General features: G+C 74.8%; 19 protein-coding genes. 11 read left to right on the top strand and 8 right to left on the bottom strand.

What is annotated here, in order from left to right; all coding sequences use genetic code 11:
- The first annotated feature begins 115 nt into the window (after nt 1–115).
- Complete coding sequence (locus AQJ66_RS18825; RefSeq protein WP_061923131.1) at nt 116–3,424, top strand: S8 family serine peptidase; 3,309 nt, start codon at nt 116–118, stop codon at nt 3,422–3,424.
- A gap of 52 nt (nt 3,425–3,476) precedes the next feature.
- Here AQJ66_RS18825 and AQJ66_RS18830 read toward each other — a convergent pair whose 3' ends face one another.
- Both AQJ66_RS18830 and AQJ66_RS18835 read right to left on the bottom strand, forming a co-directional pair.
- Nucleotides 3,477–4,403, bottom strand: a complete 927-nt coding sequence (locus tag AQJ66_RS18830; protein WP_061923134.1) for a hypothetical protein — start codon at nt 4,401–4,403, stop codon at nt 3,477–3,479.
- A 1-nt stretch (nt 4,404) separates the two neighbouring features.
- The gene (locus AQJ66_RS18835; protein ID WP_061923140.1) at nt 4,405–4,953 is read right to left on the bottom strand and encodes a sigma-70 family RNA polymerase sigma factor; all 549 of its coding nucleotides are present in this window, start codon (nt 4,951–4,953) and stop codon (nt 4,405–4,407) included.
- A gap of 334 nt (nt 4,954–5,287) precedes the next feature.
- Between AQJ66_RS18835 and AQJ66_RS18840 the strand changes: the two genes are divergently transcribed.
- Nucleotides 5,288–6,316, top strand: coding sequence for an aspartate-semialdehyde dehydrogenase (locus AQJ66_RS18840; RefSeq protein WP_061923144.1), 1,029 nt, complete (start codon nt 5,288–5,290; stop codon nt 6,314–6,316).
- Between the two features lie 139 nt (nt 6,317–6,455).
- Nucleotides 6,456–9,029, top strand: a complete 2,574-nt coding sequence (gene pepN, locus AQJ66_RS18845) for an aminopeptidase N (RefSeq protein WP_061923147.1) — start codon at nt 6,456–6,458, stop codon at nt 9,027–9,029.
- Here pepN and AQJ66_RS18850 read toward each other — a convergent pair.
- Nucleotides 9,026–10,078: an EamA family transporter gene (locus AQJ66_RS18850; RefSeq protein WP_079060279.1), complete on the bottom strand. Its 1,053-nt coding sequence runs from the start codon at nt 10,076–10,078 to the stop codon at nt 9,026–9,028. The two genes, pepN and AQJ66_RS18850, sit on opposite strands and share 4 nt — an antisense overlap.
- Before the next feature lie 78 nt (nt 10,079–10,156).
- Between AQJ66_RS18850 and AQJ66_RS18855 the strand changes: the two genes are divergently transcribed.
- Nucleotides 10,157–10,675, top strand: a complete 519-nt coding sequence (locus AQJ66_RS18855) for a MarR family winged helix-turn-helix transcriptional regulator (RefSeq protein WP_061923150.1) — start codon at nt 10,157–10,159, stop codon at nt 10,673–10,675.
- 12 nt (nt 10,676–10,687) lie between these two features.
- Here AQJ66_RS18855 and AQJ66_RS18860 read toward each other — a convergent pair whose 3' ends face one another.
- Complete coding sequence (locus tag AQJ66_RS18860) at nt 10,688–12,172, bottom strand: FAD-dependent monooxygenase (protein WP_061923152.1); 1,485 nt, start codon at nt 12,170–12,172, stop codon at nt 10,688–10,690.
- A gap of 168 nt (nt 12,173–12,340) precedes the next feature.
- Between AQJ66_RS18860 and AQJ66_RS18865 the strand changes: the two genes are divergently transcribed.
- Nucleotides 12,341–12,919 (top strand): TetR/AcrR family transcriptional regulator, encoded by a 579-nt coding sequence (locus AQJ66_RS18865; RefSeq protein WP_061923156.1) that lies wholly within the window; start codon nt 12,341–12,343, stop codon nt 12,917–12,919.
- A 103-nt stretch (nt 12,920–13,022) separates the two neighbouring features.
- Here AQJ66_RS18865 and AQJ66_RS18870 read toward each other — a convergent pair whose 3' ends face one another.
- The 3 genes from AQJ66_RS18870 to AQJ66_RS18880 are packed head-to-tail and all read right to left on the bottom strand — an operon-like array spanning nt 13,023 to nt 15,817.
- The gene (locus AQJ66_RS18870; RefSeq protein ID WP_061923159.1) at nt 13,023–13,307 is read right to left on the bottom strand and encodes a hypothetical protein; all 285 of its coding nucleotides are present in this window, start codon (nt 13,305–13,307) and stop codon (nt 13,023–13,025) included.
- Nucleotides 13,308–13,357: 50 nt separating this feature from the next.
- On the bottom strand, nt 13,358–15,571 hold the full coding sequence (gene malQ, locus AQJ66_RS18875; protein ID WP_079060280.1) for a 4-alpha-glucanotransferase: 2,214 nt from the start codon (nt 15,569–15,571) through the stop codon (nt 13,358–13,360).
- Nucleotides 15,572–15,817 carry a hypothetical protein gene (locus AQJ66_RS18880; RefSeq protein WP_061923163.1) on the bottom strand — a complete coding sequence of 82 codons (246 nt, stop codon included), beginning with the start codon at nt 15,815–15,817 and terminating at the stop codon, nt 15,572–15,574. It lies immediately after the preceding gene.
- A gap of 211 nt (nt 15,818–16,028) precedes the next feature.
- On the opposite strand from AQJ66_RS18880, the gene AQJ66_RS18885 reads away from it, so the two are divergent.
- The 5 genes from AQJ66_RS18885 (at nt 16,029) to AQJ66_RS18905 (ending at nt 20,438) form a co-directional block, all read left to right on the top strand.
- Entirely contained in the window at nt 16,029–16,658 is a 630-nt protein-coding gene (locus AQJ66_RS18885; protein WP_425264288.1) for an RNA polymerase sigma factor, read from the top strand.
- Nucleotides 16,655–17,536 (top strand): zf-HC2 domain-containing protein, encoded by an 882-nt coding sequence (locus tag AQJ66_RS18890; RefSeq protein ID WP_061923166.1) that lies wholly within the window; start codon nt 16,655–16,657, stop codon nt 17,534–17,536. Before AQJ66_RS18885 ends, AQJ66_RS18890 begins: the two co-directional genes overlap by 4 nt.
- Nucleotides 17,537–17,743: 207 nt before the next feature.
- Nucleotides 17,744–18,508 (top strand): ABC transporter ATP-binding protein, encoded by a 765-nt coding sequence (locus AQJ66_RS18895; protein WP_061923169.1) that lies wholly within the window; start codon nt 17,744–17,746, stop codon nt 18,506–18,508.
- Complete coding sequence (locus AQJ66_RS18900) at nt 18,505–19,839, top strand: hypothetical protein (protein WP_061923172.1); 1,335 nt, start codon at nt 18,505–18,507, stop codon at nt 19,837–19,839. The genes AQJ66_RS18895 and AQJ66_RS18900 overlap by 4 nt, the downstream gene beginning before the upstream one ends.
- Complete coding sequence (locus AQJ66_RS18905) at nt 19,836–20,438, top strand: hypothetical protein (RefSeq protein WP_061923175.1); 603 nt, start codon at nt 19,836–19,838, stop codon at nt 20,436–20,438. Before AQJ66_RS18900 ends, AQJ66_RS18905 begins: the two co-directional genes overlap by 4 nt.
- 34 nt (nt 20,439–20,472) lie before the next feature.
- Here the strand turns inward: AQJ66_RS18905 and AQJ66_RS18910 are convergent, their stop codons facing one another.
- Nucleotides 20,473–21,009 (bottom strand): HNH endonuclease, encoded by a 537-nt coding sequence (locus AQJ66_RS18910; RefSeq protein WP_061923179.1) that lies wholly within the window; start codon nt 21,007–21,009, stop codon nt 20,473–20,475.
- A 315-nt stretch (nt 21,010–21,324) separates the two neighbouring features.
- Between AQJ66_RS18910 and AQJ66_RS18915 the strand changes: the two genes are divergently transcribed.
- On the top strand, nt 21,325–22,440 hold the full coding sequence (locus tag AQJ66_RS18915; protein WP_244162862.1) for a mechanosensitive ion channel family protein: 1,116 nt from the start codon (nt 21,325–21,327) through the stop codon (nt 22,438–22,440).
- The last annotated feature ends 111 nt before the right edge of the window (nt 22,441–22,551 follow it).

Raw genomic sequence — 22,551 nt, forward strand, 5'->3', positions numbered from 1 at the left:
CGCGGGTTTTCCCCATACATCGATTTCGTTTCGGTCAACGGTCCCCAAAGTCACTTGCGTTGGGTAAAGCTGTGCGCTCGTCCGGCACTGGTTTCCTCATCTGCAAGGGATGCCGATGACCCACACCCCCGAGCGCGACCCCATATCCGGCCCGAGACGCCTGGCCCGCATAGCGATGGCCGTGGGCGTGGTGGCCGCCCTCTCCGCGACCGGGCCGGTCCCCCTGGCCCTCGCCGCGGACGCGCCGTCCGCCACGGCCGACCCCGCCGTCAAGTCCGCCCACGACAAGCTTGGTTCGGACGACGCCGACCGGCTCGCCGAGGCCAAGGCGGACGGCGAGAAGAACGTCACGATGATGATCGCCACGGCGCCCGGGCAGACCGAGCAGGTCGCCTCGGAGCTGGACGCGGTCAAGGGCGGCTCGGTGGGCCGCACCTACGACAAGCTCGGCTACGTCCGCGCAACCGTCCCGACGGCGAAGGCGGACTCGGCGATCGCGGCCGCCGCGAAGCTGTCGTCGGTGCAGGCGATCGACCTGCGCCAGGAGATCCGGCTGGACGACCCGACGCCCAGCGCCGACACCGCGCAGGGAGCCAAGGGCACCGGCTCGTCGGCCACTTGGACCGGTCCGGGCCGCGACACCCCGGCGAGGAACCCGTACAACCCGTCCTTCGAGACGGGTGCCGTCGACTTCGTGAAGGACCACCCGAAGGCGGACGGCCGGGGCGTCACCATCGGCATCCTCGACTCCGGCGTCGACCTCGGCCACCCGGCGCTGCAGAAGACCACCACGGGCGAGCGGAAGATCACCGACTGGGTGACCGCCACCGACCCGATCATCGACGGCGACGGGACCTGGCGCCGGATGACCAACCCGGTCAGCGGCCCGTCGTTCGGCTACAACGGCGCGACCTGGAAGGCGCCCGAGGGCAGCTACCAGGTCAACCTGTTCCGCGAGTCCGCGACGGCCGGCGGCGACGCCAAGGGCGACGCGAACCGGGACGGCGACACCACCGACGCCTGGGGCGTGCTCTACGACCCGGCCGCCGGCACCGTCCGCGTCGACCTGGACAACGACTTCGACTTCACCGACGACACCCCGATGAAGCCGTACAAGGACGGCCACCAGATCGGGTACTTCGGCACCGACGACCCGAAGACCGACGTGGTCGAGCGGCAGCCGTTCGTCGTCCAGATCCGCAAGGACGTGCCCACCGACCCCTACGGCGGCGACTGGGTCGGCAAGAAGGCCGACTTCGTCAACATCGGCGTCATCGAGTCCGAGCACGGCACCCACGTGGCCGGCATCACCTCCGCCAACGGCCTGTTCGGCGGGCGGATGAACGGCGCGGCCCCGGGCGCGAAGATCGTCTCCTCCCGGGCCTGCACCTGGACCGGCGGCTGCACCAACGTCGCGCTCACCGAGGGCATGATCGACCTGGTGGCGAACCGCGGCGTCGACATCGTCAACATGTCGATCGGCGGCCTGCCGGCGCTGAACGACGGCAACAACGCGCGCGCCGAGCTGTACACGCGGCTCATCGACACCTACGGCGTCCAGCTGGTGATCTCCGCGGGCAACTCCGGTCCCGGCGCCAACACCATCGGCGACCCCGGCCTCGCGGACAAGGTGATCTCCGTCGGCGCGACCATCTCCAAGGAGACCTGGGCCGCCAACTACGGCTCGGCCGTGGAGAAGCGCTACGCGATGATGCCCTTCTCCTCGCGCGGACCGCGTGAGGACGGCGGCTTCACCCCGACCCTGAGCGCGCCCGGCGCCGCGATCAACACCACCCAGACCTGGCTGCCGGGCTCCCCGGTCGCCGAGGCGGGCTACTCGCTGCCGGCCGGCTACTCGATGCTCCAGGGCACCTCGATGGCCTCCCCGCAGGCCGCGGGCGCCTCGGCGCTGCTGCTGAGCGCCGCCGAGCAGAAGGGCATCGACCTGACGCCCGCGAAGCTGCGCACGGCCCTGACCTCGACCGCCGACCACATCAGCGGTGTGCAGGCCTACGAGGAGGGCGCCGGTCTCATCGACGTCGTGGACGCCTGGGACGCCGTCCGCGACGGCGCCGACGCCCACGACTACACCGTGAAGGCCCCGGTCGACACCGCGATCGACTACGCGCTCAAGACCCCGGGCTTCGGCACCGGCCTGTACGACCGCGAGGGCGGGCTGAAGGCCGGCCAGCGCAAGACGTACGACGTCACGATCACCCGGACCTCCGGCCCGGACCGTGCCCTGCGGCACGAACTGCGCTTCGAGAACAACGCAGGCCGGACCTTCCGGATCGCCGGTGACGACGAGGTGCGGCTGCCGCTGAACCAGCCGGTGACGGTCGAGGTCCAGGCGGCTCCGGGCTCCGCGGGTCTGAAGAGCGCGATCCTGGACGTCGACGACCCGCGTACGGAGGGCGTCGACAAGCAGATCCTCACCACCGTCGTGGTCGCCTCCCCCGTCGCCCACACCTACACGGCGTCCGGTTCGGTGCAGCGCAACAGCACCCGGTCGTACTTCCTGACCGTGCCCGAGGGCGCCAGGTCGCTGGAGGTCGCGATCGGCGGGCTGAAGGACAAGAGCCAGACCCGGTTCATCGCGATCCACCCGTACGGCACTCCGGTCGACAACACCAGCACGCCGTACTGCTACAACAACTACCTCGACGGCAACGGCTGCAAGCCGGACGTCCGCTCCTACGCCGACCCGCAGGCCGGCGTCTGGGAGGTCGAGGTCGAGGCCCGGCGCACGTCCCCCCTGCTGGACAACCCGTACACGCTGGACGCCACCGTGCTCGGCGCGGACTTCGACCCGCGGACCGTGACCGTGCCCGAGGTGAAGGCCGGCACCCCGGCCGACGTCTCCTGGAAGGTGACCAACAGGTACGCGGCGCTGGACGGCAAGCTGGCCGGCGGCCCGCTCGGCTCCGCCAAGGCGGCCCGCCCGGCGATCAAGCAGGGCGAGACGCAGACCACCACGGTGGAGGTCCCGGCCGGTGCCGAGTCCCTGGACGTGGCGATCGGCGGCGTCTCCGACGCGGCCGCCGACCTGGACCTGACCGTGTACGACGCGGCCGGCAAGCAGGTCGCGCAGTCCGCGGACGGCGACTCCGAGGAGGCGGTCTCCATCCCGTCGCCGGCCGCCGGCACGTACACCGTCAAGGTGGTCGGCTACTCGGTCCCGGCCGGCTCGACCGACTACGACTACCGGGACGTGTTCTTCTCCTCCACGCTCGGCACCGTCACGGTCGACGGCTCGACCCCGGTCAAGCTGGGCACGGGCGACTCCGCCACGGTGACCGCCCAGGTCACCGCCGCCGCCGAGGCCCCGGCCGGCCGCGAGTTCTTCGGCCGGGTCCAGCTGGTCAACGCGCGCGGCACGGCCGCGGGCAGCGGCAGCGTGCGGATCGAGAAGGTCACGCCGTGACGAGGTGATCCCCACGGGGGCGGGTGTCCGGGACGACCGGGCGCCCGCCCCCTCATCGTGGGCACGTGGCGTGCCGGGACCCGGGCAGGGCCTCGGTGATCCAGGCGCGCTGTTCGGCCACGCGGGCGTCGCCGACGGCCCACAGCCCGGCGTCCTGCCGGCCCCGTCCCACCCCGGCGAGCACGTGCTGTCCCCGCAGCGGCGCCGGCTCCGCGTCCCCGGCGAGCAGGAAGGAGACCTGCCCCGGGCCGTGCGCGGGCTTGTAGGAACGGGCGACGGTCACCACGACCCGGATCCAGGGGCGCTGACTGTGCCGGTCCACGGCGGCCACCGTGCCCTCGGCGACCAGCCGGTAGCAGGCGAGCGCCGCCACCGGGTCGGCGGGCCGCCCCGCGCCGGGCGCCGGCGCGTCCGCCCGGCTCTTCGCGTCCGCGCTCCCGCCCCCGCCCATCGAGGCGCCACCGCCCGGCTGCGCCCCCAGCCAGAACAGCCCGACGACCATACCGAGGGCCGCCACCCCGCCGACCGAACCGACCACGAACCGCAGCCCCCGCCGCCGCCCCACCGGCCGACCCGCCCGCGGGGCCCCGGCCGGACGCGCCCCACCGGCCGGACGCCCGGCGCCCCGAGGGCGGTGCTCCTTACGGGGAGTGCTCCCGGCGAGCTCCGCGGGCTCGGCAGACCCGGTGGACGATGCGGAGCCCCCGGGCCCGGCCCCCTCGAGTCCGGCCTCCTCGCCGTCCGGTGCCCGCGCGGTCCCCTCCGCCCCGGATTCCCCGGCCCGCGGCTGGCCGGTCAGTGCCTCCGCGAGCCAGTTCAGCTGTTCCCGCAGTACCGCCACGTCGGCCTCGGCCGCGTGGTGTTCGGCGAGGAAGGCGGGGTCCCGGCGGGCGTCCTGCGGGAGCGGTTCGCCCGTGATCGCGGCCATCAGGGCGTCCATGCCGCCGTGCTGCCCGCTGTCCTCGTGTTCGGCGGCCACGTCACACCACCTCGTCCTCGTGCAGCCGGTCGCGCAGGGCGCGGACCGCCGTGTGCAGCCTGCTCTTGACCGTGCCCTCGGGAATTCCCAGCTCCTCGGCGATCCCGCGCACCGGCAGGTCGGCGAAGAAGCGCAGGACGACCACCTGGCGCTGCGGGCCGGGCAGTTCGTCCAGGCCCCGGGCGACGGCGAGGGACAGCAGGCTGGTCTCCTCCCCGGAGGGGTGCGCAAGCTCGCGCAGGGACGCCAGCCGCTCCCCCAGCCGTTCCTGGCGCCGCTTGGCCCGGTGCCAGTCCATGGCCAGGTTGGAGGCGACCACCGCCGCCCACGCCGACACGTCCCGCGGCGCCTCCCGCCCGCTCGCGGCCCGCTCCAGCAGCCGCAGGCGGACCTGCTGCACCCCGTCCGGCAGGTCCGCCTGCGGCACGCCGCCGAGCGCGAGCACCGCCCGCACCCGGCGTTCCTGGGCCGCGTCCAGCGGGTCCTCGCCGCCGCGGTCGCCGCCGCCGGCGGGCGCACCCCGCTCACGGCGCACCCCTCCGCGCAGCACAAGCCACCCCCTCACGCCTTCAGTGCCCCTACGACGCCGCACCCGCCCGGAACGTTCGAAGGCGTTTCGGAGGCGTACGTCACACCGTCGTGTGGACGGCACCGGACCGGGCAGGGGCCGGACAGCACAGCTTCCGGCACAGGCCCCCGATCGTGGAAACATCTGCAGCTCAGCGGGGGTCCGAGAAGAATGTCCGGAACCAGCATCCGGATGATCGCGTCCCACTCCTCGGGCGCGCCCGGCAAAGAATTGGACACGTGGGCCGGGGTCGGCCGCATGATGGAAAAGCCCCGGTCAAGCACTACACGCAGCACTACACCCAGAGGGAGTCGCCGTGAGGGTCGGAATCGTCGGAGCCACCGGTCAGGTCGGCACGGTCATGCGCAGGATCCTCACCGAACGGAACTTCCCGGTCACCGAGCTGCGCCTGTTCGCCTCGGCCCGCTCCGCCGGGACCGTGCTGGACGGCGTGACGGTGGAGGACGCGGCGGCCGCCGACTACACGGGCCTCGACATCGTCCTGTTCTCCGCGGGCGGCGCCACCTCCAGGGCGCTGGCCGAGAAGGTCGCCTCCCAGGGCGCGGTCGTCATCGACAACTCCTCCGCCTGGCGCAAGGACCCCGAGGTCCCGCTGGTGGTCTCCGAGGTGAACCCGCACGCGATCGCCGACCGCCCCAAGGGCATCATCGCCAACCCGAACTGCACCACGATGGCCGCGATGCCGGTGCTGAAGCCGCTGCACGAGGAGGCCGGCCTCGAGGCGCTCGTCGTCGCCACCTACCAGGCGGTGTCCGGCTCCGGCCTCGCGGGCGTGGCCGAGCTGCACGGCCAGGTGCAGAAGACCGCCGCGGACGCGGACAAGCTCACCCACGACGGCGGGGCGGTCGACTTCCCCGAGCCGCAGGTCTACAAGCGCCCCATCGCCTTCAACGTGCTGCCCTTCGCCGGCAACCTCGTCGAGGACGGTCTGAACGAGACCGACGAGGAGCAGAAGCTGCGCAACGAGTCCCGCAAGATCCTGGAGATCCCGGGCCTGAAGGTCTCCGGCACCTGCGTGCGCGTCCCGGTCTTCTCCGGCCACTCCCTCCAGGTCAACGCCCGTTTCGCCCGCCCGATCACCCCGGAGCGCGCGACCGAGCTGCTGGCCGGCGCGCCGGGCGTCGCCCTCTCCGACATCCCGACCCCGCTGCAGGCGGCCGGCCAGGACCCGTCGTACGTCGGCCGCATCCGCCGCGACGAGACCGTGGACAACGGGCTGGCCCTGTTCGTCTCCAACGACAACCTCCGCAAGGGCGCCGCGCTGAACGCGGTGCAGATCGCGGAGCTGGTGGCGGCGGAGCTGTCCGCGAAGGCCGCCGAGTAGGACACCGGCAGTACACCGGCCGGGTGAGGGGGCGGTCGCGCCGGCGCGACCGCCCCCTCAGCCGTGCCCGGGTTCATCGCGCGCGCCGGGTCTCCCATGGAAGGATGGCGCAATCCATTGATGACGAGGAGATGACCGCGTGCCTGGCACAAACCTGACTCGCGAAGAGGCGCAGCAGCGGGCGGAGCTGCTCACCGTTGACTCGTACGAGGTCGAACTCGACCTCTCCGGCGCGCAGGAGGGCGGCACCTACCGGTCCGTGGCCACGGTGCGCTTCGACGTCGCCCGGGGCGGCGTCGACTCCTTCATCGACCTGGTGGCACCGGCCGTGCACGAGGTCGCGCTGAACGGGGACGCGCTGGACGCCGCCGAGGTCTTCCAGGACTCGCGGATCGCGCTGCCCGGGCTGCTGGAGGGCCGCAACGTCCTGCGGGTCGTCGCCGACTGCGCGTACACCAACACCGGCGAGGGCCTGCACCGCTTCGTCGACCCGGTCGACGAGCAGGCGTACCTGTACACCCAGTTCGAGGTGCCGGACGCGCGCCGGGTCTTCGCGTCCTTCGAGCAGCCGGACCTGAAGGCGACCTTCCGGTTCACCGTGACGGCCCCCGAGGGCTGGACGGTCATCTCCAACTCGCCGACGCCGGAGCCCAAGGACAACGTCTGGGCGTTCGAGCCGACCCCGCGCATCTCGACGTACGTCACGGCGCTGATCGCCGGCCCGTACCACTCGGTGCACAGCGTGTACGAGAAGGACGGGCAGAGCGTGCCGCTCGGCATCTACTGCCGGCCGTCGCTCGCCGAGTTCCTGGACTCGGACGCGATCTTCGAGGTGACCCGGCAGGGCTTCGACTGGTTCCAGGAGAAGTTCGACTACGCCTACCCGTTCGCCAAGTACGACCAGCTCTTCGTGCCCGAGTTCAACGCGGGCGCGATGGAGAACGCGGGCGCGGTCACCATCCGCGACCAGTACGTCTTCCGGTCCAAGGTGACGGACGCGGCGTACGAGGTGCGGGCGGAGACGATCCTGCACGAGCTGGCCCACATGTGGTTCGGCGACCTGGTCACCATGGAGTGGTGGAACGACCTGTGGCTGAACGAGTCGTTCGCCACCTACACCTCCATCGCCTGCCAGGCCGCCGCGCCCGGCTCGAAGTGGCCGCACTCGTGGACCACGTTCGCCAACTCGATGAAGACCTGGGCGTACCGGCAGGACCAGCTGCCGTCCACGCACCCGATCATGGCGGACATCCGCGACCTGGACGACGTGCTCGTCAACTTCGACGGCATCACCTACGCCAAGGGCGCGAGCGTGCTGAAGCAGCTCGTCGCGTACGTCGGCGAGGACGAGTTCTTCAAGGGCGTGCAGGCGTACTTCAAGCGGCACGCGTACGGCAACACGCGCCTGTCCGACCTGCTCGGCGCCCTGGAGGAGACCTCCGGCCGCGACCTGAAGACGTGGTCGGGCAAGTGGCTGGAGACGGCCGGGATCAACATCCTGCGCCCGGAGATCGAGACGGACGCCGAGTCCACCGTCACCTCCTTCGCGGTGCGCCAGGAGGCCCCGGCGCTGCCCGCCGGCGCCAAGGGCGAGCCGGTCCTGCGCCCGCACCGCGTCGCGATCGGCCTGTACGACCTGGACGGCGCGGGCAAGCTGGTGCGCACCGACCGGATCGAGCTGGACGTCGACGGCGAGCTGACCGCCGTGCCGCAGCTGGCGGGCCGGCGCCGCCCGGCCGTGATCCTGCTCAACGACGACGACCTGTCGTACGCGAAGGTCCGCCTGGACGAGGAGTCGCTGGCGGCCGTCACCGAGCACCTCGGCGACTTCGAGGCGTCGCTGCCGCGCGCCCTGTGCTGGGCGTCGGCGTGGGACATGACCCGCGACGGCGAGCTGGCCACCCGCGACTACCTCGCGCTGGTGCTGTCCGGCATCGGCAAGGAGTCCGACATCGGCGTGGTGCAGTCGCTGCACCGGCAGGTGAAGCTCGCCATCGACCTGTACGCCGACCCGGCCGCCCGGGAGGCCCTGCTGACCCGCTGGACCGAGGCGACGCTGGCCCACCTGCGCACGGCCGAGCCCGGCGGCGACCACCAGCTGGCCTGGGCCCGGGCGTTCGCGGCGACGGCCCGCACCCCGGAGCAGCTGGACCTGCTGGAGGCCCTGCTGGACGGCTCGCAGACGGTCGAGGGCCTGGCCGTCGACACGGAGCTGCGCTGGGCGTTCGTGCAGCGGCTCGCGGCGGTCGGCCGCTTCGACGAGGCGGAGATCGCGGCCGAGTACGAGCGGGACCGGACGGCGGCCGGTGAGCGGCATGCGGCGACCGCCCGCGCGGCCCGCCCGACCGAGGAGGCCAAGGCGGAGGCGTGGGCGTCGGTCGTCGAGTCCGGCAAGCTGCCCAACGCCGTGCAGGAGGCCGTGATCGGCGGCTTCGTCCAGACCGACCAGCGGGAGCTGCTGGCGCCGTACGCGGAGAAGTACTTCGAGGTCGTCAAGGACGTCTGGGAGTCCCGTTCGCACGAGATCGCCCAGCAGATCGCGGTCGGCCTGTACCCGTCGGTGCAGGTCACCGAGGAGACCCTGGCGAGGACGGACTCCTGGCTGGCCGCGGCCGAGCCGAACGCGGCCCTGCGCCGTCTGGTGTCGGAGTCCCGCGCGGGCGTCGAGCGCGCCCTGAAGGCGCAGGCGGCGGACGCGGCGGCGGCCGGCTAGTCCGCGTCGCACGGATGGGGGCGCCCGGCATCGAGCCGGGCGCCCCTTCGTCGTGCGGAGCGCCGGGTCCCCTGTGCCGGGATCCTTCGGGCGGGGGCGGTCCGTGCCGCGGGGTTCCGGGCCGGAGTACTCCAGGCCGGGGCGGTCCGTGCCGGGGCGGTCCGTGCCGGGGCGGTCCGGGCATGGGTGCTCCGGGCCGGCCGGCCGAGGGCCTGCCCCGCCACCGTCGCCCCGAACGCCAGGGCCATGCCGGTCAGCTGGAGCGGGGTCAGCGCCTGGCCGAGGGCGGCCCAGCCGAGGGCCGCCGCGGTGAGGGGGGACAGCGGGCCGAGGAAGGTGACGTGGGTGGCGCTGAGGCGGCCGATGCCGTGGAACCACAGGCAGTACGCCAGGGCCGTGTTCGCCAGCGCCAGGTACAGGTAGCCGCCGGCGGCCCGGGCGTCCAGGGCGGGCGGCGCGCCCTCGGCGAGGAGGGCGAGCGGCGCGATGAGCAGGCCGCCCGCGGTCAGCTGCCAGGCCGTGAGGGCCAGCGGGCCCGTGCCCTCCGGGCGTCCCCAGCGCTGGGTCAGGACGGTGCCGGCGGACATGGAGGCGGTGGCGGCGAGGGCGGCCAGGACGCCCAGGGGGTCGAGCGCGCCGGCCGCCTTCAGGACGACGAGACTGACGCCGGCCGCGGCGACGGCCCCGGTGAGCAGCGTGCGGGCCGTGGGCCGCTGCCCCAGCAGGACGGCCGCGAGGCCCGCCACGCACAGCGGGCCCGCCGAGCCGACGGCCGCCGCCATCCCGCCGGGCAGCCGGTACGCGGAGAGGAACAGCAGCGGGAAGAAGGCGCCGATGTTCAGCGCTCCGAGCACCGCCGCCTTCCACCACCAGGCGCCGCGGGGCAGCACCCGGGTGACGGCCAGCAGGAGGAGTCCGGCGGGCAGGGCGCGGACCAGGCCGGTGAACAGGGGGCGGTCCGGCGGCAGGAACTCCGTGGTGACGGCGTAGGTGGTGCCCCAGGAGACGGGGGCGAGGGCGGTGAGCAGCACGGTCGCGGGCCGGTTCATGGAATTAGCTTAGCACTAAGCTACTTAGCGTCAAGTAGCTTTCTTGCGGTCGACCGGAGGGGCGCCGATACTCCCTCCATGAGCAGCCAGCACCCCGAGACCGGCGCCCCCCGGGACGCCGTCGACGCGATCATCGGTCAGTGGGCGGCCGTACGGCCCGACCTGGACACCCGGGCCATGGAGGTCTTCGGACGCGTCTTCCGGCTCGCGCGGGCGATGGGCGACCGGATGGAGAAGGCGTACGAGCGGTACGGGATCTCCCGCGGCGAGTTCGACGTCCTGGCCACCCTGCGCCGGGCCGGCGAGCCCTACACCCTCTCGCCCCGCACCCTCTCGGCGACGCTGATGCTCACCACGGGCGGCATGACCGGCCGCCTCGACAAGCTCGAACGCGCCGGCCTGCTGCGCCGCTCCCCCGACCCGCACGACCGGCGCGCCCTCCAGGTCACGCTCACCGACGAGGGGCTGCGACTGATCGACGACGCGGTCGGCACGGGCCTGGCGGAGCAGACCGACGCCCTGTCCGGCCTCGACGACGAACAGGCCGGCCACCTGGCCGGCCTGCTGCGGAGCCTGCTGCGCTCGACGGCCGGCTAGCCGGCCGCGGGGTCACTCGTCCGGGCCGAGGTGCCGGGCGAGGGCCTCCCGGATCTCCGCGGCCCCGGCCGCCTCGGACGCCCAGGCCACGTAGCCGTCGGGGCGCACCAGCAGGGTCGTCCGGCGGTCGCTCGCCCAGCGCGCCACGGTCAGCCGGTCCGCGCGGCCGCCCTCGTGGGGCTCCGGCGTGATCAGCACGAACCGGCCGCCGCGCAGGGCCTCGTACAGGCGGCCGCCGCCGGCCAGGGCGACGTCCGGGACGCGGGCCCCGGTGAGGCGGTGGGCGCCGCGGGGCGCCGGACAGCGGTAGCCGATGCCGGTGACCTGGCCGGCCAGCCTGCGCCGGGCGGGGCCGACCGCGTCGAGGAACCCGGTGAGCGCGGCGCGGGCCGCCAGGGTCCAGGGGCGCTTGGCCATGGCGAGCCGGACGATGCCGCCGCTGCTGCGCAGCACCGACCTGCCGACCGGGTACCGCTCGGCCTGGTAGGTGTCCAGCAGTCCGGGGTCCGCGTGGCCGGTGGCGACCGCGGCGAGCTTCCAGCCGAGGTTGGCGGCGTCCTGCAGGCCGGTGTTCATGCCCTGGCCGCCGGCCGGGGTGTGCACGTGCGCGGCGTCCCCGGCGAGGAAGACCCGGCCGACCCGGTAGGCGGGCGCCTGGCGCTCGTCGCTGTGGAAGCGGGACATCCAGCGGGCGTCGTGCATCCCGAAGTCCCGGCCGAGCGCGAGCCGGGTGATCTCCCGGACCTCGGCCAGGTCCAGCGGCGCGTCGTCGGGGACGTCGCGCCCCCGGTGCCAGCCGATCACCCGGTAGTAGCCGTCGCCGAAGGGCGCGAGGAAGGCGAAGGCGTCGCCGACGGCGTTGACCGTGAGCAGCGCCGGGGGCTTCTCGGCCAGCTTCACGTCGGCGAGGACCACGGACCGGATCACCGACCTGCCGGGGAACGGCAGCCCGATCGCCTCGCGGACGGCACTGCGCATGCCGTCGGCCCCGACCACGTAGGCCGCACGGAGGGTCTCCTCACGCCCTTCCGGGCCGCGCACCCGCACGGTGACACCGTCCGCGTCCTGCGTGACACCGGTCAGCCCGGTCTCGTACCGGAAGCCGGCGCCCGCCTCGACCGCCCGCCGCTCCAGGGCCTTCTCCACCTCGTACTGCGGGAGGACCAGGAGGTGGTTGAAGCGGGAGGGGAGGTCGCCGAGGTCGATGGTGAGGCGGCCGAAGAGGTTCAGCCGGTCGAGGGGCTGCCCCACCGCCTCCAGGCCGTCGGCGAGATCGCGGGCGTCGAGCAGCTCCAGGGTGCGGGCGTGCAGGACGAAGGCGCGGGAGAGGTTGCTGACGCGGTGCGGGCGCTTCTCCAGGACGGTGACCGGGACGCCCGCGGTGGCGAGGTCGCCGGCCAGGAGGAGGCCGGTGGGGCCGGAGCCGACCACGACGACGGGGTCCGGGGTGCCGTGGGAGCGGGAACGGGTGGAGCGGTCGGTGCTGGTGCCGTTCATGGGGGCCTCCTCTTGCCGCTGGTACCGCCGGCGCCGCTGTCGCCAACGCCTGTTGGCGAACAAGCGTTGACCAACGAGTGTTTGCCAACGCTCGTTGACCACGGTAGCGCCGCCCAGGAGTCGAGTCAACGCTTGTTGGCCTACGTGTGTTGGCCTACGCTCGTTCGCATGACCTCCAGCGTGCCCACCAGCCGGTCCCGCCGTTCCGACGCCACCCGGACCGCCATCCTCGCCGCGGCCCGCGAACGCTTCGCCGCCGACGGCTACGAGCGGGCCACCATCCGCGCCATCGCCAAGGACGCGCGCATCGACCCGTCGATGGTGATGCGCTACTTCGGCAGCAAGGAGGGCCTCTTCGCGGCGGCCGTGACGCTCGACCTGCGCCTGCCCGACCTGCGGGAGGTGCCGCGCGAGGAGGTCGGCCGGGCCCTGGTGACGCACTTCCTCACCCTGTGGGAGGAGAACGAGGAGCTGACGGCCGTCCTGCGGGTCGGGGCGACCAACGAGGCCGGGGCCGAGCGGTTGCGGGGCATCTTCCGGGACCAGCTGCTGCCGGTGGCCCGGCAGGTGTGTCCCGACCCGGAGCAGGTCCCGGCGCGGGCCGCGCTGTGCGCCGCCCAGCTGCTCGGGCTCGCGCTCACCCGCTACGTGCTGCGGCTGCCGCCGGCGGTCGGGCTGCCCCGCGCGGAGCTGGTGGCGTGGCTGGGGCCGACGGTGCAGCGGTACCTGACCGCGCCCCATCCCTGACGGCCGCGCGCCGCCCGGCGACCGGAAAAACGCCGAGGGCGCCGCCCTCACCCGTGCACGGACGGGAGGACAGGCGCCCTCGGCGGGAGAGCAGCAGGTGGACTCAGGCCTTGGTGGCCCGCGCGTCGCCCTTGGTGGTGATGTTGGACGAGGTGGTGTCCTTCTTCTTCTGGGACTTGTCCAGCACCATGACCAGGCCGGCGATGACCACGAACAGCGCCACCGGAGCCAGCACGTACAGGCCCAGCGTCTGGATGACGCTCAGGCCCGGGCCGGGGTCGTCGCCGTCGTCCCGGGCCAGCGCGAGCGCGGGAGACGACATGAGCAGCATCATCAGCGTCGTACCGGCGGCCAGGGCGCCGGCGCGCAGGGCGTTCTTCTTGTCCACGCTCCCCAAGTTAGCGAACGCCTCCGGGCGCCGCGCGCCCGGGGTGCCCCTCAGCCCGGTCCGGCAGGCCCGGCCAGACCGGCGGGACCTCCCGGACCCACCCGACCCGGCCTGTCCGCCGTGTCCGCCGTGACCGCCGCGAAGGCCGAGCCGGCCGCGTTCGCCGGGTCCGCCGGATCCCGCAGCACCTCCAGCAGCGCCCTCAGCCGCGGCGAGGCCGTCAGCTCCTCCAGCGGCACCGGCCGGCCCTGCGCGTCGGCGACGGGCAGCCGCCAGTTCGGGTACTGGTCCCAGGTGCCCGGCAGGTTCTGCGGGCGGCGGTCGCCGACGCCGTCCGGCAGCCAGACGCCGATCAGCCGGGCCGGGGTGCGCAGCAGGAACCGGTGGACGCCCTGGACCTCCGCCTCCTCGTCCGTGCCGGGCGGGCCGGCCGCCGGGCTGTCCAGCAGGCCGAGGCTGCCGAGCAGGGCGAGCCACTCCGCGGCGTCGGCGGTGGCCTCCGCGCGTTCGTCGGCGGCCGGGCGGGTCAGCAGGCCCAGGCGGTCGCGCAGGTCGACGTGGTCGCCGGTGAGCCGGGACGCGGTGGGCGGCAGGTCGTGGGTGGTGGCGGTGGCCAGGCAGTCGGCGCGCCAGCGGTCGGGCGGCAGCGGGCGGCCGTCGCCCTCCCAGTCCCGCTCGAACCACAGCACGGAGGTCCCGAGCACCCCGCGCCGCTGCAGCGTCTCGCGGACGCCGGGCTCGACCGTGCCGAGGTCCTCGCCGATCACCACGGACCCGGCGCGGGAGGCCTCCAGGGCGAGGAGGGCGAGCATGGCGTCGGCGTCGTAGTGGACGTAGGTGCCCTCGGTGGGCGGGTTGCCCTGGGGCACCCACCACAGCCGGAACAGGCCCATCACGTGGTCGATGCGCACGGCTCCGGCGTACCGGAAGAGGGCGCGCAGCAGGTGGCGGTACGGCGCGTGGCCGGAGGCGGCCAGCCGGTCGGGGCGCCAGGGCGGCAGGCCCCAGTCCTGGCCCCGGGCGTTGAAGGCGTCGGGCGGGGCGCCGATCGACATCCCGGCGGCGAAGTGGTCCTGCTGCGCCCAGGCGTCCGCGCCCTCGGGGTGCACGCCGACGGCGAGGTCGTGCACGATCCCGACGGTCATCCCGGCCTCCCGGGCGGCGCGCTGGGCGGCGCGCAGCTGGCCGTCGGTGAGCCAGGCGAGCCGGGCGTGGAAGTCCACGCGGCCGGCGAGCTCCGCGCGGGCGCGTGCGGTCTCGGCGGAGCGCGGGTCGCGCAGGGCCTCGGGCCACCGCTGCCACTGCGAGCCGTGGGCCTCGGCGAGCGCGCACCAGGTGGCGTGGTCCTCCAGGGCCCGTCCCTCCTCGGCGCGGAAGGCGTCGTAGGCGGCCTGCCGTCCGGGGCCGAGGGGGACGCGGAGCACCAGTTCCAGGGCCTCCCGCTTCAGCTCCCAGACGGCGTCCCGGTCGATGAGGGCGCCCTTGTCGAGGACGTCGGCGCGCAGCCGGTCGGCGCGTTCGAGCAGGGTCCGCAGCCGGCTCTGGTCCGCGACGTCCGTGACGTACGCGAACTCGGGGACCTCCTCGATCCGCAGGTGCACCGGGTCGGGGAAGCGGCGGGAGGACGGCCGGTACGGGGAGGGGTCGGTGGGGGCTCCGGGCACGGCCGCGTGCAACGGGTTGACCTGCACGAACCCGGCGCCGGCGGTACGGCCCGCCCAGCCGGCCAGCTCGGCGAGGTCACCGATGTCGCCCATGCCCCAGGAGCGCCGGGAGAGCAGCGAGTACAGCTGGACGAGGAGGCCGTAGGAGCGGCCGGCGGGGGCGGGCAGCCGGTCGGGGGCGACGATGAGGAAGGCGTGTCCCGTGCGGCCGTCGGGGGCGGTGGCGGTGACCCGGTGGACGCCCTGGGGCAGGCCCTCGGGCAGGCCCTGGGTGCCCTCCCGCTCCTCCCCCTGCTCGGTCTCGACGTGGAGCCGGGTGCCGGGCGGCAGCGCGGCGAGGGCGGCGGGGCCCCTGGCGTCGCCGGCCCAGTGCACGAGCGTCGGCGGCAGCAGCCGTTCGCGCAGTTCGCGTTCCCGGGCGGCGAGTGCGGTGCGGACGGCGGACGGGGTGCCCGCGTCGACGCCGAGGGCGGCCAGGGCGGCCACCACGGCGCAGGCGGGGACGGCGACCGTGCGGTCCGGGGCGGGGCGGTAGGAGGTGGCGACGCCGTGCAGCTCGGCGAGCCGGGCCAGTTCCTCGTCGTCGAGGGCCGCGGCCATCTACAGCCCCGCGCCGTAGAAGTCCGGGACCGGGTCGGACTCGCTGGTCAGCGGGGCGGCGTCGGAGAGCGGCGGCTCGCTGGTCAGCGGCTCGGCGTCGGGGAGCGGCGGCTCGCTGGTCAGGGGCGTCTCGGCGCAGGCGCTCTCCGCGCTGAACACGCACAGCCGCGCGTCGGTGGTCTCGGCGGACGGGTCCGCCTCGGGTTTCCACTGGGCCGGGATCGGAAGACGAGCCGGTGCGGCCACGGGGGCCTCCTTGTCGGTGGGGGTCGATTGCTGCGTCTTGCGTGGTTACGGCAGGCCTACCCAATGAGGGCGGGGGCACTCACCGGGTGCGGTGGAGCACATGTGCGGGGATCGGGTGAGGGCGGGGGCGGGACCCGGCGCGCGCGAGGTGCTCGCCAGGTGTGCGCGGATGCCGTGAACCGGCGGCGCGGGGGCGGTCGATAGAGGGGGTGTGAGACTGTTCCGCCCCGTGGGGGGCCAGCGGGAGAAGGACGGCGGGGGCGGCGGGGACGCGGCGCTGCTGCGGGCCGTGGCGTCGGGGGACGCGGCGGCGATGGCCGAGCTGTACGACCGCCACGCGGGCTGGCTGCACGCGCGGCTGACCCGCCGCTGCGCGGATCCGGAGATCGTCCGGGAGGTGCTGCAGGACACGTTCGTCACGGTGTGGCGGTCGGCGTCCGGGCATGGCGGGCAGGAGGCCGGCGGCTGGCTGTGGACCATCGCCGCCCGGCGGCTGGTCGACGCGCGGCGGGCGCAGGAGCGGGCCGCGCGGGTGGCGGGGGCGCCGCTGGAGGCGGCGGACGGACGGCCGTACGCGTCCGGCGCCGCGGTGCCCTCGGCGGAGGAGCGGGTGCTGGCCGGGCTGGAGTACGGCGAGGTCGGCACCGCCCTGGACCGGATCTCCCCGGAGCTGCGCGAGGTGCTGCGCGCGACCGTGGTCGACGGTCTGAGCACCCGGGAGGCGGCCCGCGTCCTCGGCATACCCGAGGGCACCGTCAAGTCCCGCGCCGCGCGCGCCCGCGCCGAGCTGCGGTCCGCGCTCGCCCACCTGAGCCCGTCCCCGCTGGGAGGCACGGCATGACCGACGGCAACGCGCGCATCTGGCACGCCTCGGCGGACCTCGTCGCCCGCTACGCCGACGGCTCCCTCCCGGAGCCGGACGCGTGGTCGCTGGAGAAGCACCTGGAGAGCTGCGCGGGCTGCGCGGGCCGGGTGTCGCGGGCGGTGCGCGGTACGGCGGCGGGGGAGGCGCTCACGCAGGTGCGGGAGGCGGTGCTCGCGCGGGCCCCGGAGCCGCTCCCCGTACGGCGGGCCGGCGCCCCTGGAGCGCTGTCCCGTCCCGCCCGGCTGCTGTGGGCCGCCGGGCCGGCCGTGCGCGGGGCGTGGCTGCCGGCGGTGCTCGTCGTGGCCGCCGCCGCGATGGCGCTGGGCCACGGGGGCGGTTTCCCCGGGGCGCGGGCGCTGCTGCTGGCGGTCGCCCCCGTCGTCCCGGTCGCCGGGGTCGCCCTGTCGTACGGGCCGCACGCCGACCCGCTGCACGAGATCACGGCGGCCACCCCGGCCGGCGGGCTGCGGCTGGTGCTGATCCGGACGGCCGCCGTGCTCGCGGTGAGCCTGCCGCTGCTGACGCTCACCGGCCTGCTGCTGCCCGCCTCGGGCGCCCCGGCGGCCGCGGCCTGGCTGCTGCCGGGGCTGGCGCTGACGCTGGGCACGCTGGCGCTGGCCTCCTTCGTCGGCTGCCGGGCGGCGGCCGGGATCACGGCGGGCGGCTGGCTGGGCACGGTGCTCCTGCCGGTGTCCGCCGCACCGGTCGGCGAGGCCACCGCCCGGCTGGCCGACCGACTCGCCGGCTGTCTCGACGGCGCCGCGACCCAGGGCGCGTGGGCGGCGGCGGCCGTACTCAGCGCCGTACTCCTGGCGGCCCGCCGCCCGGCGTACGACCGCCCGGCGCGCCGGTGAGGAGGAGCGGCGCCCGCCCGGCGCGGTGACGGCACGCACGTGACCGTGCCCGGCTTCCCGTGGCGGCTGCGGCCGTACGCAGCGCTGCGCCCCTGGCGGCCCGCCGCCCGGCGTACGACCGCTTGGCGAACAAACACACCCCACCCCGCCCCTCACCCACCGCACCACCCGACCCGCACGACAGGAGACCCCTTGAGTTCCCTCCGCGTGACCGGCCTCAGCGTCCGGCACCGCAAGACCCTCGCGCTCGACTCCGTCGATCTGGCGCTCGGCACCGGTGTGCACGGGCTGCTGGGGCCGAACGGGGCCGGGAAGACCTCGCTGATCCGGGTGCTGGCCACGGTGGCGCGGCCGTCCGGTGGGCGGGTGGAGATCCTCGGGCAGGACAGCGCCGACCGGCGCGGGCGGTCCGCGATCAGGCGCCGCCTGGGATACCTGCCGCAGGAGTTCGGCTACTACCCGGGCTTCACCGTGCGGGAGTTCGTGGCGTACGTGGCGTGGCTGAAGGAGGTGCCCGCCGCAGGGGTGCCGGCCGCCGTGGAGCGGGCGGTGGCCCGGGTCGGGCTCGCGGACCGTATCGACGCGAGGATCAGGACGCTGTCCGGCGGCATGGTCCGGCGCGTCGGCATCGCCCAGGCCATCGTCAACGACCCGGGTGTGCTGCTGCTGGACGAGCCGACGGCCGGTCTCGACCCCGAGCAGCGGGTGGAGTTCCGTGAGCTGCTGCGCGAGCTGGGCGCCCGCGCCACGGTGGTGGTCTCCACGCACCTGGTGGAGGACGTGGCGGCCGCCTGCACGGAGGTCGCCCTGCTGGACGCGGGCCGGATCGCCTACCGGGGCACCCCGGAGGCGCTCACCGCGCTCGGCACGGCCTCGGACGGGCCGGGCGACCACCCGATCGAGCGCGGGTACACGGCGGCGCTGCGCGCGCACCGGGGACCGGGCGCGGGTGCGCGGGAGGCGGTCCGATGACGCTCGTGGCCGAACCGGAGGCGCCCGCGCGGGCCCCGCACCCGCTGCGCGCCGAGGCCGTCCGCGGCTTCGCCCCGGCCGCCGGGGCGGCGGTGCTGCTGACGACCGGTGTCCTGCTCGCCGGCTCGTCGGCCCGCTGGCAGGGCGCCTGGGCGGAGACCGCGACCGAGGTGCACGGGTCCCTGCTGATCGCCGTGCCGCTGGCGGCCGCCGCGGGCTGCTGGCAGGGCGGGCGGGAGCGGCGGCGCCGCACCGAGGAGCTGTGGGGGACGGTGGTCCGCGCGCCGCTGGCCCGGTTCCTGGCGTCCGCCCTGCCGGTCGCCGCGTGGGTGGCCCTGGGGCATCTGCTCGCGGCGGGCCTGGCCCTGCTCGCCACCTGGCCCTACGCGCGGGGCGACCGTCCGCACCTGGCCCAGCTGCCCGGGGACGCGGTGGCCCTGGCGGCGGCCGCGCTGCTGGGGCACGTGGTGGGGCGGGCCGTGCCGGCACGGCTCGCGGCGCCGCTGCTGGCGATGGCCGGGTACGTGGGGCTCGGGATCGCGACGGCCGGCCACGCGGGCGCGCTGCTCCAGCTGAACCCGTCGTACCGGGTCCTGGCCGAGGTGCGCCCCCTGTGGTGGCAGCCGGCGGCGATGGCGGTGTGGACCGGTGGGCTCGCGCTCGCCGCCGTCCTGGGATACGCGGCGAGGCGCCGGGGGACGGCCCTGCTGCCGCTGACGGCGGCCGTGGCCGCGGGGGTGCTGCTCGTGCAGTCCGGGGACGGCCTGTGGCGCCCGGACCCGCTGGCCCGGCGTCAGGTCTGCGACCCGTCCACGACTCCGGCGGTCTGCGTCAACGCCCGGTACGCGGGCATGCTCCCGCAGGTCACCGAGGCGCTGTCGGGGGTCACGGAGAAGCTGAGGGGCGTACGCGGCCTGCCGGTGCGGTGGGAGGACCGCGCCGGCCGTCCGCACCCGGACGAGGCCGCGCTGCCGGCCATCACCCCCCTGGGCTGGTCGGCCGTGCGAGGACGGCTGACCGATCCGCGGCAGTTCGCGTGGGAGGCCGTGGCCGGTCTGGGGCTGCGCGGCGACTGCGCCGAGAAGTGGCCGACCGGCCGCGTGCTGCTCGCGGACGACGCGGTGGAGCACTACCTCGCGCCGCTCCCGGCCCGGCAGCACTTCGACGGCATCCAGGCGCAGGGCGACGCGGGCGACCGCGCGGAGCTGCGGGAGCGCCGGGCGGCCCGGGCCAGGCTGGCCGGCATGGGCGAGCGGCAGCGCCGGGACTGGCTGTCGGCGTACTTCGCGGCCCGGGGCCGCTGCGACGTGAAGGGGGTGCCGGCGCTGTGACCGGACTCGTGCTGTACGCCCGCTCCCGGGCGCTGCCCGCCGCGCTGGCCGCCCTCGCCGCCACCGCCGTCTTCGCGGTGTGGGCCGCGGGCCGCCTGGACGCCTACCTCGACCCGGACCGCCGGGTGCCGATCGTCGCCCTGGCCCCGCTGCTGGCGTCCGCCGTGATCGGTACGAGCCTGTACGCGCCGTCGGACGAGCTGGACCGCACGGCCGTGCGCCCGTGGTGGCCCCGCCGGCTCGCACAGCTGCTCGCCCTGGCCGCCCTGGCGTCGGTCCTGCTGGCGCCGGCGGTGCTGGGGCACCCGGAGGTCTTCGGGCCGCCGGCGGTGATCCGCAACACGCTCGGCTGCACGGGGGTCACCGCGGCCGCCGCCGCGGTGCTGGGGGCGCGGCTGAGCTGGCTGCCCGCGTTCGGCTACGTGACGGCCGTGTACCTGGCCTCCTCGGGGGCGCGCGGGCGCGCGGCGACGGTGTGGGCGTGGCCGATGCAACCCGGTGTGCAACCGGGCGCCTGGGCGGCGGCGCTCATCGCGTTCGTGCTGGGCGCCGCCCTGTACGCGGTGCGGGGTGCGCGCGCCGAGGGACCCCGTGGCTGACGTCCCGCCACGGGGTGCACGAAGGCCCGGACCGTCAGGCGGAGATGCCGTCGATCCGGGCCAGGGCGTCGTCCGCGCCGTACGGCTGCAAGTAGGGCAGCCAGCGCGGGTCCCTGTGGCCGGTGCCGATGATGCGCCAGGCCAGCCCGGTGGGCGGGGCGGGTTTGTGGCGCAGCCGCCAGCCGAGTTCGACGAGGTGGCGGTCGGCCTTGACGTGGTTGCAGCGGCGGCAGGAGGCCACCACGTTGTCCCAGACGTGCTTGCCCCCGCGGCTGCGCGGGATGACGTGGTCGACGCTGGTTGCGACGCCACCGCAGTACATGCACCGGCCGCCGTCCCGGGCGAACAGCGCGCGCCGGGTGAGAGGAACGGGCCCCCGGTAGGGAACCCGTACGAATCGCTTGAGCCGGACCACGCTGGGTGCGGGGACTGTGACGGTTGCGCTGTGCAGGTAGGCGCCGGATTCCTCGAGGGAGACCGCCTTGTTCTCCAGGACGAGGATGAGCGCGCGACGGAGCGGTACGACGCCGAGCGGCTCGTACGACGCGTTGAGGACCAGGACGTGCGGCACGGGTGCCTCCTTGGGCGTCGGCGGCGCGTGGCTCGCGCCGGGACGATCTGCAGTCAGTCTCCCCTCATGCCTGGTGGACGCGCCACCATGTCCCGGTAACGGGCTGGGAGTGTTTTCGACCACATCTGCAGCATCCCCCGGATCATGGCGTGTTCAAGCCCAGGTGAGACCGGTCTCCCTTGGGCGGAACGGCGCGGGGCACACACAATGCCCCGTTAGTGTGTTGGTCCTGTCCGTCCGGTGACCTTTTCGTGACCGCGAAGAACTTGACCGTCCCACCGGAGCGGACCGCGCAGCACCATGGAGGTACCTGCCGTGTCCTTGCCCGTCGTCCTGCTGGCCGCCGGTGCGTCTCCGTCGCCGTCCCCCACCCCGTCGCCGTCGGGTTCGACGGAACCGGCCGTCCGCTCGCTGCAGGACGCCCAGGAGAGCGCGACGAACGCGGCGAGCTGGGTGGAGCAGAACTGGTCGACCTGGCTCGCGATGGCTCTGCAGATCGTGCTGGTCGTGGTCGTGGCGGTGGCGCTCAGAGCGGTGGTGCGGCGGGCGATCACCCAGCTGATCGACCGGATGACCCGGACCGGGCAGTCGGCGGACGGCAGCACGCTGGGCGGGCTGCTGGTCAACGCGGAGCGGCGCCGGCAGCGGGCGGCGGCGATCGGCTCGGTGCTGCGCTCGGTGGCGAGCTTCCTGATCCTCGGCACGGCCGCGCTGATGGTGCTGTCCACCTTCCGGATCAACCTGGCGCCGCTGCTGGCGTCGGCCGGTGTGGCCGGTGTGGCGATCGGTTTCGGCGCGCGGAACCTGGTGACGGACTTCCTCTCCGGCGTGTTCATGATCCTGGAGGACCAGTACGGCGTCGGCGACACCATCGACGCGGGCGTGGCCTCCGGCGAGGTGATCGAGGTCGGGCTGCGGGTGACCAAGCTGCGCGGCGCGGGCGGCGAGATCTGGTACATCCGCAACGGCGAGGTCAAGCGGATCGGGAACCTCTCGCAGGGCTGGGCGACGGCGGGCGTGGACGTCACGGTCAGGGCGAGCGAGGACCTGGACCGGGTGAAGTCCATCCTCGACGAGGTCGCCGAGAAGATGAGCAAGGAAGAGCCCTGGAACGAGCTGCTGTGGGGCCAGGTGGAGGTGCTGGGCCTGGACAGCGTGCTCATCGACTCCATGGTCGTCCGGGTGTCGGCGCGGACCATGCCGGGCAAGTCGGTCACGGTCGAGCGCGAGCTGCGCTGGCGCATCAAGCGGGCGTTCGACGCGGCGAGCATCCGCATCGTGGGCGGCGCGACGGCCGTGGAGGACCTGGAGGAGGCCCCGGACCCGACGGCGGCGGTGGCCGCTCCGTCGGCGTACGCCAACGCGGACTCCCCGCAGGTGGCGGCCACGACGCCGATCGCATCACCGCGGTCGGGACCCGCCGGGAAGTAGCGCCCGCGCCCCTGCGCCCCCGAGGTGACGACTCCGTCGCCCCGGGGGCGTTGTCTATTGACGCCCCCTTCGTCCTGGGCTTACCTTCCTCCCACCCGAACAGGAAACTTT

It is taken from the genome of Streptomyces bungoensis (genome assembly GCF_001514215.1).
In the GTDB taxonomy this organism is placed as follows: domain Bacteria; phylum Actinomycetota; class Actinomycetes; order Streptomycetales; family Streptomycetaceae; genus Streptomyces; species Streptomyces bungoensis.